2 protein-coding genes are annotated in these 15,048 nt (G+C 48.0%); both read right to left on the bottom strand.

Annotated features, from left to right (window positions below; translation table 11 throughout):
• Positions 1-36 precede the first annotated feature (36 nt).
• Positions 37-9,585: a retention module-containing protein gene (locus SSED_RS24690; protein ID WP_012144471.1), complete on the bottom strand. Its 9,549-nt coding sequence runs from the start codon at positions 9,583-9,585 to the stop codon at positions 37-39.
• A 428-nt stretch (positions 9,586-10,013) separates the two neighbouring features.
• Positions 10,014-14,813 carry a retention module-containing protein gene (locus tag SSED_RS21555; protein ID WP_012144470.1) on the bottom strand — a complete coding sequence of 1,600 codons (4,800 nt, stop codon included), beginning with the start codon at positions 14,811-14,813 and terminating at the stop codon, positions 10,014-10,016.
• Positions 14,814-15,048: the final 235 nt, after the last annotated feature.

Here is a 15,048-nt window from a genome sequence, read left to right as displayed (position 1 = left end):
TAGTGCAAAGAGGTGCAGCTTTACCGTGTTAGTTGATTATGGAACGTCAATTATCAGTGCATCGTCATCGAGGAGTCCATTGATGATATCCGTTTCATTTGTGCTGGCATAGATGACTGACAGGTCTACCGCATCTAACTTGATGGTAAGCGTGTCTCCTCCAGCAACGGATCCATTTGTATCGAGGGTTATCTCTGTACTGCCACCTACAAAGTTGAATGAGAGGAAGTCTTCCAGAGTTCCAGCAGTTTCATTGACTAATACATCGGATAGGTTGAGCACGTCTTCATGGTCATAATGGAAGTTTTGAACAATATCCGTGCTGCCATCAGCGGATCCAACCTCCCAGATGAGCGTGTCAATATCTGAATCAACGCCGGCATCTATGGTGTCTGAGCCTTCACCTCCAATCAGTATATCGGCTCCGGCGCCACCGGATATTGTGTCACCTCCAAGGCCGCCGAGTATGTAGTCGCTGCCTATTCCACCGACCAGATTGTCTCCGGCATCGGTACCTGCCAAGATATTTGTATCATCATTACCCGTGTCTGGCTCAACAACAACGGTGAAGCCGTCTGGATCACCAACATTATCTCCATCTCCGTCGGTCGCAGTGTAGGTAAAGTCGATATCGATAGGCAGCTCGGTAATGATGCCGGCAGAAGATACCCCGATAACCTGAAAATCTTCACCACTCACATACTCTATGTTAATCGACTCGATATTAAAGCCATTTAGAGGCCCGGCTTCGATATCAAATGTGCCATCCACAAGAACATTGGTAAATGTTTGTTGCCCTCCTCCAACATAGTTGATCACATAGGTGATGTAACTAATGTCGTCGTGGCTACCGTTGTTCCCTGTTCCCAGACTTATTACGGCGACACTGGTTCCGTTCGAGCCGTAATCGAAGTTAATCGCTTCGCCTGCATCGATAGAGGTTTTGGCGCCCACGCCTATACCGTGGCTGTTTGAGTTTATGCTGTCTGCCAGACCGCCATCTGTACCTGTCATGGTGGCTATTACTGCTGTCGCTTGATCGTCTTGAGCATAGATCTCGCCATCGCCATCAACATAGTATGCATCGTTATTACCCGCAGGAGCACCGCTTAGGTTATATTCGACGGTAAATTCGAGTTGTATTTCTTGCAATAAAATTAGCTTGTAATCATAGTGACCGTTACCATCCGGTACGGCTGTTAAGGTAAATACTTCAGTACCATTAGCCGTCGCTGTTAAGGTATTACCACTCATGGTGTAGGCAAGTGCTATACCGTTATAGAGAAGCCCCTGCGTAGCAACGGCAAAGTTTACTCCTCCGAAACCATCGGCGCCCGGATTAAACAGATCGCCGGATATGTATTGACCGATAGTGTTAGTTATCGTTTGGATTGCCTGAGTATCTACCTCATCGAGTGGCGCATCATCTTCGATATTCACGGTGAGAGTGGTGTCAACACTGCCGCCATCTTGATCGTCAATGGTTACGGTAAACTCAATGGGGAGCACATCTTCGTTATCGTTTGTCGGATGGTCCACTGGGGCAAACAGGTTGACAGTATAGTCTACGCTGAAGTTAGGCGCGGCTCCTCCGACCGTACCAAAAACAATAGTCATCACAGTCGTTGAGCCCGCAGTACCCGTAAGGGTATTGCCACTCCAATTCCAGTTGATTTCAGTATTTCCTGAAAAGTACTGGCCTATATTGGTGTCATCGATAGAGATTGCAAAGCTATCGCTATCAACATCAGTAAAGCTGAGCGTGCCGTCGAAGGTGACTGAATCAGTTGTATCGTCGGGTAGTAATGGACCATCTTCGATCCCATACAGCAATCCCTCTTCAGATACTGCGGCTAGATCAATACTGACAACCTCTGGCGCATCATTAGTACCATTAATAGTGATAGTAAGTGTTGTTTGTGCTTGAGAGTCATCAGCATCTTCGACCCAGTAGGTAAAGGTATCGGTTTCAAATTCATCTGCACTTAATGCATTAATAAAGGTATTGGTGTCATCGAGTTGATAGCTGTAACTACCGTTAGTTGAGATGGTTAGGGTGCCAAACTCTCCGACTAATACTATGTTGTTACCAATAGCCGTCGCGCCATCACCAATGGTGACATTATCAAAATTAGTGACTTTAACGATATTCAAAGTCTGACTTTCTGGGTCTGTATCGGCCAGGTCTGCATAGGGAATACTTTCTACGGTGCCATGATCCATACCCAGAACGACATTACCGAAAATAAGCGAAGCTGCGTTTCCTTCTGTTCCTTCAGCGACCACGTTAGTGTCGGCAAAGGCCGTTGGACCATCATTGGTGCCGTTGATAGTGATAGTCAGTGTGGCACTGGATTGTGCATTATCGCTGTCTTCAATCCAGTAGGTGAAGCTATCGGTTGCTGTCTCACCAACATCTAAAGCGTTAATTAGGGGGTCATCATCGTCAAGCTGGTAGCTGTAACCACCATCTGCGGAGATGGTGAGAGTACCGTAGAGCCCGTCGATAACAGTATCGCCAATCTCATTAACATTGGATGGACTACCTCCCCCCTGAATAACAATGGCTGTCAGAACTTGATTCTCAGGATCAGTATCGGCCACATCGGCATAGTCGATGCTCAGCACCGTGCCATGATCCATACCGAGAATGACATTACCTGTGATAGGTGAGGCGTCGACATTATCGACTCCTTCAGATACCACGTTAGTATCGGCGAAGGCAGTTGGGCCGTCGTTAACACCATTAATGGTAATGGTTAGTGTGGTTTGTGCTTGAGAGTCATCAGCATCTTCAACCCAGTAGGTAAAGGTATCGGTTTCAACATCGTCTATACCTAAGGCATTGATGAACGGATTATCATCATCGAGTTGATAGCTATACGTACCATTGGCTGAGATAGTGAGTGTACCGAACTCACCGACTAAAACTATATTGTTGCCAATGGCGGTCGCGCCATCACCAATGGTGACATTATTAAAGTTGGTGACTTTAACGATATTCAGGGTCTGACTTTCAGGATCTGTATCGGCGACATCGGCATAGGGAATACCTTCCACCGTGCCATGGCTCATACCGAGAATAACATTACCGGAAATAAGCAGTGCATCAGTATCGTCAGCGCCTTCTTCCACTACGTTAGTGTCGGCAAAAGCGGTTGGGCCATCGTTACTGCCGTTGATCGTAATGGTTAGCGTCGTCTGTGCTTGAGAGTCATATGTATCTTCAACCCAGTAAGTGAAGGTATCAGTTTCAACATCATCAACATCCAGTGCATTAATGAATAGGTTGTCATCATCGAGCTGATAGCTGTAACTACCATCGGCTGAGATGGTGAGGGTTCCGAACTCACCGACGAGTACGATGTCATCGCCAATGGCGGTCGTGCCATCACCAATAGTGACATTATTAAAGTTGGTGACTTTAACGATATTCAGGGTCTGACTTTCTGGGTCTGTATCGGCGACATCGGCATAGGGAATACCTTCCACCGTGCCATGGCTCATACCGAGAATCACATTACCGGAAATCAGCAGTGCATCGGTGTCGTCAGCGCCTTCCTCGACTACATTAGTGTCGGCGAAGGCAGTAGGGCCATCGTTGCTGCCGTTGATGGTGATGGTCAGTGTGGCACTGGACTGGGCATTATCGCTGTCTTCAATCCAGTAGGTGAAGCTATCAGTTTCCGTCTCACCAACATCCAAGGCATTAATGGTTATATTATCGTCATCGAGCTGATAGCTGTAACTACCATCGGCTGAGATGGTGAGAGTACCGTAGAGGCCATCGAGAATAGTGTCACCGACTCCAATGACATCGGATGGATTACCTCCACCCTGGACTTCAATGGCAGTGAGAGCTTGACTTTCAGGATCTGTATCGGCCACATCGGCATAGTCAATGCCAAGCACTGTGCCGTGATCCATACCGAGAATGACATTACCTGTGATAGGTGAGGCGTCGACATTATCGACCCCTTCAGATACCACGTTAGTGTCGGCGAAGGCGGTTGGACCATCGTTAGTACCGTTGATAGTAATGGTTAGCGTCGTTTGTGCTTGAGAGTCATATGCATCTTCAACCCAGTAGGTGAAGGTGTCAGTTTCAACATCATCGACACCTAAGGCATTAACGAATGGGTTGTCATCATCGAGCTGATAGTTGTAACTACCATCGGCTGAGATGGTGAGGGTACCGAACTCACCGACGAGTACTATGTCATCGCCAATGGCGGTCGCGCCATCACCAATGGTGACATTATTAAAGTTGGTGACTTTAACGATATTCAGAGTCTGACTTTCAGGGTCTGTATCGGCCACATCGGCATAGGGAATACCTTCCACCGTGCCATGGCTCATACCGAGAATCACATTACCGGAAATCAGCAGTGCATCGGTATCGTCAGCGCCTTCCTCGACTACATTAGTGTCGGCGAAGGCTGTAGGGCCATCGTTGCTGCCGTTTATGGTGATGGTCAGTATGGCACTGGACTGGGCATTATCGCTGTCTTCAATCCAGTAGGTGAAGCTATCAGTTTCCGTCTCACCAACATCCAAGGCATTAATGGTTTCATTATCGTCATCGAGCTGATAGCTGTAACTACCATCGGCTGAGATGGTGAGAGTACCGTAGAGGCCATCGAGAATAGTGTCACCGACTCCAATGACATCGGATGGATTGCCTCCACCTTGGACTTCAATTGCAGTGAGAACTTGATTTTCAGGGTCTGTATCGGCCACATCGGCATAGTCAATGCCAAGCACTGTGCCGTGATCCATACCGAGAATGACATTACCTGTGATAGGTGAGGCGTCGACATTATCGACCCCTTCAGATACCACGTTAGTGTCGGCGAAGGCGGTTGGACCATCGTTAGTACCGTTGATAGTAATGGTTAGCGTCGTTTGTGCTTGAGAGTCATATGCATCTTCAACCCAGTAGGTGAAGGTGTCAGTTTCAACATCATCGACACCTAAGGCATTAACGAATGGGTTGTCATCATCGAGCTGATAGTTGTAACTACCATCGGCTGAGATGGTGAGGGTACCGAACTCACCGACGAGTACTATGTCATCGCCAATGGCGGTCGCGCCATCACCAATGGTGACATTATTAAAGTTGGTGACTTTAACGATATTCAGAGTCTGACTTTCAGGGTCTGTATCGGCCACATCGGCATAGGGAATACCTTCCACCGTGCCATGGCTCATACCGAGAATCACATTACCGGAAATCAGCAGTGCATCGGTATCGTCAGCGCCTTCCTCGACTACATTAGTGTCGGCGAAGGCTGTAGGGCCATCGTTGCTGCCGTTTATGGTGATGGTCAGTATGGCACTGGACTGGGCATTATCGCTGTCTTCAATCCAGTAGGTGAAGCTATCAGTTTCCGTCTCACCAACATCCAAGGCATTAATGGTTTCATTATCGTCATCGAGCTGATAGCTGTAACTACCATCGGCTGAGATGGTGAGAGTACCGTAGAGGCCATCGAGAATAGTGTCACCGACTCCAATGACATCGGATGGATTGCCTCCACCTTGGACTTCAATTGCAGTGAGAACTTGATTTTCAGGATCTGTATCGGCCACATCGGCATAGTCAATGCCAAGCACTGTGCCGTGATCCATACCGAGAATGACATTACCTGTGATAGGTGAGGCGTCGACATTATCGACCCCTTCAGATACCACGTTAGTGTCGGCGAAGGCGGTTGGGCCATCGTTAGTACCGTTGATGGTAATGGTTAGCGTCGTCTGTGCTTGAGAGTCATCAGCATCTTCAACCCAGTAGGTGAAGGTGTCGGTTTCAACATCATCGACACCTAAGGCATTAACAAATGGATTGTCATCATCGAGCTGATAGCTGTAACTACCATCGGCTGAGATGGTGAGAGTACCGAACTCACCGACGAGGACTATGTCATCGCCAATGGCGGTCGCGCCATCACCAATGGTGACATTATTAAAGTTGGTGACTTTAACGATATTCAGGGTCTGACTTTCAGGATCGGTATCGGCCACATCGGCATAGGGAATACCTTCCACCGTGCCGTGGCTCATGCCGAGGATGACATTACCGGAAATAAGCAGTGCATCAGTATCGTCAGCGCCTTCCTCGACTACATTAGTGTCGGCGAAGGCAGTAGGGCCATCGTTGCTGCCGTTGATGGTAATAGTTAAAGTGGTTTGTGACTGTGCGTCGTAAGCATCTTCAACCCAGTAAGTGAAGGTATCAGTTTCAACATCATCAACATCCAGTGCATTAATGAATAGGTTGTCATCATCGAGCTGATAGCTGTAACTACCATCGGCTGAGATGATGAGAGTACCGAACTCACCGACGAGTACTATGTCATCGCCAATGGCGGTCGCGCCATTACCTATGGTGACATTATTAAAGTTGGTGACTTTAACGATATCCAGTGTCTGACTTTCAGGATCGGTATCGGCCACATCGGCATAGGGAATACCTTCCACCGTGCCGTGGCTCATACCGAGAATAACATTACCGGAAATAAGCAGTGCATCAGTATCGTCAGCCCCTTCCTCGACTACGTTAGTGTCGGCGAAGGCGGTCGGGCCATCGTTGCTGCCGTTGATGGTGATGGTCAGTGTGGCACTGGATTGTGCATTGTCAGTATCTTCAATCCAGTAGGTGAAGTTGTCTGTTGCAGTGTCGCCGATATCTAAGGCATTGATGGTTTCATTATCGTCATTGAGCTGATAGCTGTAACTACCATCGGCTGAGATGGTGAGAGTTCCGTAGAGGCCATCAATAATGGTATCACCGACTTCATTGACATCGGATGGGTTACCTCCTCCCTGAATGACGACTGCCGTAAGATTTTGATTTTCAGGGTCTGTATCGGCCACATCGGCATAGTCAATACCAAGAACTGTGCCGTGATCCATACCGAGAATAACATTACCTGTGATGGCTTCAGCATCAACTTCGTCTTCACCTTCTTCCACCACGTTAGTGTCGGCGAAAGCGGTTGGGTCGTCATTAACCTGCTGTACAGCTAGGTTCACAGTTGCAGTATCTGTTCCGCCAAGGCCATCGTTAATCGTGTAGGTAAAACTGGTTGGCTCGGGTTCTTCACCATTATGGGCATAGGTGAAGCTACCGTTCTGGTTGATGGTTAAGGTTCCATCACCGATTGGAATAATCGCTGTACCGTTAATGAAAGTAACGGCAACACCATTAATATGTGTAATATTTAGTGGTCCGCCATCGATGTCACTGTCGACGCCGGAGCCGGTATTATCGGTAATGATGTTTCCGCTTGTGAAGCCGCCTTCGTTGACATTATATGTGTTGTTCAGTGCATCCGGTGCATCATTGACAGGTTCAACCACTATGGTCAAGGTTGCCGTTGCGCCAGTATTGGTGGTGTAGGTAATGATGGGGACATTACCATTCCAATCAGGATCGGGTGTGAAAACATAGGTACCGTCTTCGTTAAGAATTAAGGTGCCGTTCTCTAAATCGACACTGGTTCCGGCGCTGTAACTGCCTCCCTCAACAGTAAAGCTGCTGACGGTTAACAGATCGTCCTCATCACTGTCATTATCTAATACGTTACCGAGCGCGACGGTGTCTTCATCTATGGTATTACTATCGTTAGCTATGACAGTGGCTTCATCGGTGCCGGTAATATTGATAGTGACGGTTTGAGTATCGGTGGCGCCAAACTCATCGGTGACAGTGACTAAAAAGTTTTCCTGTACCACTTCACCTTCGAGCAGGCTTTCTGCCGCTTGGTTATCTAAGGTATAGGTCCACTCTCCGGTTACCGGGTCGATGCTGAAGCTGCCATAAAATGAGTCGGCATCGCCGCTCCAGGACAGGACTGCACCGGTATCGACATCACCAGCGGTGAGTGTTCCAGTGGCTGTTTGGGTGTCAGGTTCAAGCACTATCCCTTCGGCAGGCAGTTCGTTGACGCTGCCTGTGGCATCGGCAGCCGATGAGGTAATAATGGGGCTGTCATTGGTACCGTTGATGGTGATGGTCACCAGCTGCGTTGCCGTTGCACCAAATTCATCAGTCACGGTAACGAGGAACTCCTCTTGAGATACGCTGCCTTCGGCAAGGTTGTCGGCAAGCTGATTATCTAAGGTGTATGACCATTGCCCACTTGCGGCATCGATTGTGAAGCTGCCGAACGTTCCGGTTGAACTACCACTCCAGCTTAATACCGCACCGTTATCTATATCGGTAGCGGTGAGGGTGCCCGTTGTCTGTGGTACACCCGGAACTATGGTTCCGTCATCTTCATTTCCTGATTCGATAACGGTACCTAGATCGGCTCCATCTCCTGTTTCTGTGGTAATGACTGGCGCATCATTGCTACCGGTTATGGTGACTGTAAGGTTTACCGGCACGCTATCACCATCACTGTCTGTGAGTTGGTAAGTAAAGGTGTCTGTAACTTGTTCCCCCTGAGCGAGAGACTGTACTGCATCGAGCTGGGTTGATAACAGATAGCTGTAGCTACCGTCGTCAGATACTTGTAATACCCCGAAGCTGCCGCTAATACTCGTTGCCTGAGCCACGACTAAGCTGGTTCCATCTGAGTTAGTAATTTGTGAAACTGTCGCTGAGTCGGCGCCTTGAGTATCGTTAACTATGACATTTCCTGAAATTGAAACGTCATCTTCACCTATGTTACCAGAGTCATCTTGTCCACTGGGGGCATCATCGAGCAGGTTTGCGGTAATCGTTGAAGTGGTATTGTTGCCCAGAATATCGGTAAGAGATACATCAAAGGTATCTGCTTGAGGATCTGCCGCGCTATGATCGACGGCTGAGTTCAATGTGTAGCTATAACTCAGAACTCCTGTAGCTGTATCATATCCTGTTATATTCAATGTTCCGCTTGCAGATGTTATGGCTATGGGACCTGCAAATACGCCACCGCTAAACACCTCAACGCCATTTATCACTAAGAGGGATATTCCATTGGGTGCGGCAAGTGTGATCGTGTCTGCTTGTGATAAAGCACTTGCTAATGGAGAGGAGCCTTGGGGAAGATTGATTTCTGAAAGAGTGATGGAGCTGGAAGTTAAAGTGGGAAGAATATTTTCTTCTGGAATGATAGGTTCATCGACGGCCGGTGCTGCAGCCAGGTCAAACCCGCTGGTATCATATCCACTGCCTGCTATCGTTTCATCTGCAGCTCTGTCTAAAGAGATGAACTCCGTACCTTCATTACCACCTGCTCCGGCTGCCGTTCCGGCTGCGGTCTCAGGAAGTCCTGCCGTCGGATCTTCACCCGCTAAAATTTGTGCCTGCAGGGCGGCGATTTCAGCATCTGCGGAAACTGGTGCTGTAGCTAAGCCTTCCTCTTGGGACGGAGGCAGGACCGGATCGTCTGGTGAGATGTTTGTTTCATCGACGACCGTTCCATCGGCCATCTCCAGAATAAATTGTGCACTTGGCGAGAAGATTAACTGCTCACCGTTTTTGATAAGATCGCCTATCGTCACATCTCTCACGTTCCCCTGATCATCTTTGGCTTTTAACTGGCCAACCAGGTTAGTGACAACGGCATCTTGTTTAGCTACTGAAACACCCATAACTACATCCCTGAGCAAGCTCATTCATAACAGACATTGAAGGATTGAAGGTTCAGGAAATTAATATTTTTCTCCCTGACTACCTAAAGTCTGATCCAGTTTCACTGTGTGTCAAACTTGTGCAGTTGAGGGGGGAATTTACTGATGGGGGGAGGTTTTGAGTCCCGGGGGAGATTAATCAGGTGTATTCATATGTTTAAGTGAGAATAATGTTGATTTAGATTGAGCCATAATAAGAAAACTACCACACAGGTAGCTTTCTTATTATAAATGGATATAGATGCTAGCCAAGCAAAGCGGCATTTTGATGGCTTTGGCTCGTCTCTGTGGCAGTTAGGCCGTTACAACGAAGCCACTAAATATAGTGGCTTCGCTGCGTTTCTCTGCTAGATATATTGTAAAAACGGCGTAATTACCTCGTTAGTCGATTATGGTACATCAACAATCAGTGCATCGTCATCGAGGAGTCCGTTGATGATCTCCGTTGGAGTTGGACCATAGATGGTAGATAGGTCTACCCCATCTAATAGTATGGTTAGTGTATCTCCTCCAGCTGATGATGTTCCATTTGTATCCAAGACTATCTCTGTGCTGCCGCCTACAAAGTTAAATGAGAGGAAGTCTTCCAGATCGCCAGGTGCTTCATTGACTAACACATCGGATAGGTTGAGCACGTCGTAGACCGGGTTGAAGTTATAGATGGTATCTATGCTCTCGTCTGCAGAGCCCACCTCCCAGATAATGGCGTCACGGTCTGTATCTACACCGGCGTCTATGGTGTCAGAGCCCTCACTGCCGATTAGAATATCGGCTCCTGCATCACCAGATATCGTGTCATCTCCGGTGCCGCCGATGATGTAGTCACTCTCTATTCCACCTAAAAGAGTGTCTTCGGCATCGGTTCCGGCCAAGATATTGATATCGTCACTGCCTGTATCTGGTTCTACAACGACGGTGAAACCACCTGGCTCTCCGTCGGGGTCAAAGACGCTATCTCCATCAGCATCGGTTGCTGTGTAGGTAAAATCAATATCTATTGGATTCTCCGTAACGCTGGCTACTGTTGAGGTTGATTCGGCAACTTGGAAGTCATCTCCGTTAACATATTCGATCTCGATAGATACTACATTTGAGTAGAAATTGTCATCGGTGAACTTAGCTTCTATTTCGTATGTTCCATCAAGAACGACGCCCGTGAACTCTTTCGTTTCTCCATTTATGTAGGTCACGGTGTAGTTAAATACACTGTTACCATCTCGGGTTGCATTGACCCCGGTTCCGAGGACTATTTTTGCGCCTAACGTGCCTAAGTCACCGTAATGGAATACAATTTTTTCGCCTGTATCAATAGAGGGAGTTGAGCCAACGCCGATACCATGCTCATTGGAATTAAGACTATCGGAGCTGGTAATTGTAGCGATCTCTTCAACTACTTGGCCATCATGAGAGTATATTTTACCATCGCTGTCGACGTAATAGGTCTCATTGAAACCAGCGGGTGCATCATTGACTTCAAATGTAACATCGGTTTTTAGCTGGATCTCTTCCAGTAAGAGTAGTTTGTAGTCATATTGACCGTCTCCATCGGGTACCGCAGTTATGGTAAATACGACGGTGTCGTCAAGTGGTGACGATGCTACTAACGTATTTCCGTCCATGTCATAGGAAAGAAATGAGCCATTATATAGAAGGTTACCCTTGACCTCGGCAGTGACGTCGAAGACCACGTTGCCAAAACCATCGGCGCCAGGGGCAAATAGATCTCCAGTGATGTATTGGCCGATGCTATTGGTTATTGATGGTTCAGCTTGTGGGTCAAGCTCATCGACTGGCGAGTCATCTTCGATATTGACCGTGAGAGTGGTGTCGGCGCTGCCACCGTTAAGATCGTCAACCGTTACGGCAAAGGCTATAGGCAGTACATCTTCGATATTGCTTTCGGGATCATGATTTACCGGAGCGAACAGGCTAATGGTGTAGTTGACGCTGAAGTCCGGTGCCGTACCACTGACAGCGCCAAATACGACTGTCATAACTGTCATTGAGCCTGCAGTACCAGTAAGAGTATTACCACTCCAACTCCAGATTATTTCAGTGCTTCCAGAATAGTATTGACCGATATTGGTGTCATCTATAGATATACCGAAGTTGCTGCTGTCGACATCGGTGAAACTGAGTGTACCGACAAAAGAGACTTCATCCGTAGTATCGTCTGGCGGTAGCGGACCATCTTTGATCCCATAGAGTAAACCCTCTTCCGATACAGCTGCTAAATCGATGCTGACAATTTCAGGCCCATCGTTAACAGGGTTGGTGGTGATAGTCACGACTGCTGTATCTGTGCCTGAACCATCACTTAATGTGTATTGGAAGGTAGGCGGTACCTCTTCGGGATCGCTGCCATCATGTTGATACTCGAAGGTACCGTCGGCTTTGATGCGCAAGGTACCGTTACCCACTACGATGTCCTGACTCCAGCCGAGGTTAAATACCAGATCGGCGCCATTAACCTGAGTGATACTCAGTGGGCCACCATCGCCGCCGTCGCTATCCAGCAGGCCATCGTTGTTATCGATGTGAGTGATGACGTTGCCGCCGAGCAGGGCCCCTTCATCGACACTGAAGCTGTCATCTTCGGCAAACGGGCCATCGTTGACCGGGTTGATATTGAAGAATACGCTTGCAGTGTCCGTTCCTCCCAATCCATCGTTAATTGTGTAGGTAAAGCTGGTTGGTTCGGGTTCTTCACCGTTGTGGGCATAGGTGAAGCTACCGTTCTGGTTGATGGTTAAGGTGCCATCGCCGATTGGAAGAATCGCCGTGCCGCTAATGAATGTAACTGCAATACCGTTAATGTGGGTGATGTTCAGTGCGCCGCCATCTATGTCACTGTCGACACCGACTCCGGTGTTATCGGTAATGATGTTTCCGCTTGTGAAACCACCTTCGTTGAGATTATAACTGTTGTTTAGCGCATCGGGGGCATCATTGACTGGCTCGACAACTATGGTCAAGGTTGCGGTTGCGCCGGTATTGGTGGTGTAGGTAATAATGGGGACATCGCCGTTCCAGTTGGCATCAGGGGTGAACACATAGCTACCATCTTCGTTAAGAACTAAGGTGCCATTTGCTAAATCGACACTGGTTCCTGCGCTGTAACTACTGCCCTCTACGGTAAAGCTGTTGACGGTTAGCAGGTCGTCCTCATCACTGTCATTATCCAGCACGTTGCCTAAAGCGACCGTGTCTTCATCTATGGTGTTACTGTCATTAGCGATGACGGAGGCTTCATCCTTACCGGTAATATTGATAGTGACTGTCTGAGTGTCGGTGGCGCCAAATTCATCGATAACAGTGACTAAAAAGTTTTCCTGTACCACTTCACCTTCGGCCAAGATCTCTGCTGCTTGGTTATCTAAGGTATAGGTCCACTTCCCGGTCATCGGATCTATGCTAAAGCTGCCATAGAGTGAGTCGGCATCGCCGCTCCAGGACAGGACTGCCCCGGTATCTACATCACTGGCGGTGAGTGTTCCGGTGGCTGTTTGAGTGTCTGGATCGAGCACAACCCCTTCAGCGGGCTGTTCGTTGACGCTACCTGTGGCATCGGCAGCCGATGAGGTGATAATTGGGCTGTCATTGGTACCGTTGATGGTGATGGTCACCAGTTGTGTGGCTGTTGCACCAAACTCATCGGTCACGGTAACCAGGAACTCCTCTTGAGATAAGCTATTTTCGGCAAAATTATCGACAAGCAGGTTATCTAAGGTGTATGACCATTGTCCACTTACGGCATCGATGACAAAGCTGCCGAAGGTTCCTGTTGCGCTACCGCTCCAGCTCAATACCGCACCGTTATCTATATCGGTCGCGGTGAGGGTGCCCGTTGTTTGTGGCACTCCGGGAACTATGGTGCCGTCATCCTCATTTCCTGATTCGATGACAGTGCCTTGATCGGCTCCATCACCTATTTCTGTAGTAATGACAGGGGTGTCGTTGGTGCCGGTTATGGTGAGCGTAAGCGTTACCGGCACGCTATCACCATCACTGTCTGTGAGTTGGTAAGTAAATATATCTGTAACCTGCTCCCCCTGAGCGAGAGATTGAACCGCATCGAGCTGAGTCGATAACAGATAGCTATAGCTACCGTCGGCAGATATTTGTAATGACCCGAAGCTGCCGCTAATATTCGCTGCCTGAGCTATAGCTAAGCTGGCTCCATCTGAGTTAGTGATTTGTGAAACGGTAGATGAGTCGGCACCTTGAGTGTCGTTAATGATGACACTTCCTGAAACTGAAACGTCATCCTCTCCTATGTTCTCTAAGTCATCTTGTCCGCTAGGGGCATCATCGAGCAGGTTTGCGGTAATAGTTGAGGTGGTATTGTTGCCCAGAATATCGGTAAGCGACACGGCGAAGGTATCTGCTTGAAGATCTGCAGTGCTATGATCGGCTGCTGAGTTCAAGGTGTAGCTATAACTCAGAATGCCGGTTGCAGCATCAAACCCCGTTATATTCAATGTTCCGCTTGCAGACGTTATCGCTACGGGTCCGGCAAATACGCCACCGGTAAATACTTCAACGCCATTTATCACTAAGAGGGATATTTCATTGGGGGCGGCAAGTGTAATTGTGTTTGCTTGTGATAAAGCACTTGCTAATGGAGAGGAGCCCTGGGGGAGATTTGCTTCTGAAAGAGTGATGGAGCTGGAAGTTAATGTAGGAAGAATATTTTCTTCAGCAATGATTAGCTCGTCAATAGCGGGTGCTGCAGCCAGATCGAACCCACTGGTATCATATCCACTACCGGCTATCGTTTCATCAGCAGTTCTGTCTAAGGTGATAAAGTCGGTGCCTTCGTTACCACCGGCTCCGGCTGCGGTGCCAGCCGCGGTCTCAGGCAGTCCGGCTGTTGGATCTTCACCCGCTAAAATTTGAGCTTGCAGGGCTGCAATTTCCGCATCGGTAGACACGGGCGCCGTAGCTAGCCCCTCCTCAGGAGTAGGAGATAAGCTTGGCTCTTCCGATACGATGTTTGTTTCATCGACGACCGAGCCGTCGGCCATCTCCAGAATAAATTGTGCATTTGGCGAGAAGATTAGTTGCTCACCGTTTTTGATAAGATCGCCTATCGTTACATCTCTGACATTTCCCTGTTCATCTTTGGCTTTTAATTGACCAACCAAGTTAGTGACAACGGCATCTTGTTTAGCTATTGAAACACCCATAATTACATCCCTGAGCAAGCTCATTTATAACGAAAATAGAAGGGTTGAAGGTTCAGGAAGTAATACTTATTCCCTGATTACTTCAAGTCTGATCCAGTTTTAATGTGTGTCAAACTTCGGCTAACTAAGGGGAAATTTAAAGAAGGCAGAAAGGATTAAGGCAGGAGGGATTATAGTTCTATATATTCAGTGCGTTAGGTGATAGTTGTGTGCGTTTGTATTGAGCCATAATAAG

Origin of the sequence: Shewanella sediminis HAW-EB3 (assembly GCF_000018025.1) — a bacterium.
Taxonomy (GTDB): Bacteria; Pseudomonadota; Gammaproteobacteria; order Enterobacterales; family Shewanellaceae; genus Shewanella; species Shewanella sediminis.
Note: the sequence above shows the minus strand (reverse complement) of the source record. Positions and strands in the feature narration are given on the sequence as shown.

What these genes read in the sequence shown, in the direction of transcription:
- SSED_RS24690 (WP_012144471.1), bottom strand. Translation starts at nt 9,585, where the DNA reads ATGGGTGTTTCAGTAGCTAAACAAGATGCCGTTGTCACTAACCTGGTT.
- SSED_RS21555 (WP_012144470.1), bottom strand. Translation starts at nt 14,813, where the DNA reads ATGGGTGTTTCAATAGCTAAACAAGATGCCGTTGTCACTAACTTGGTT.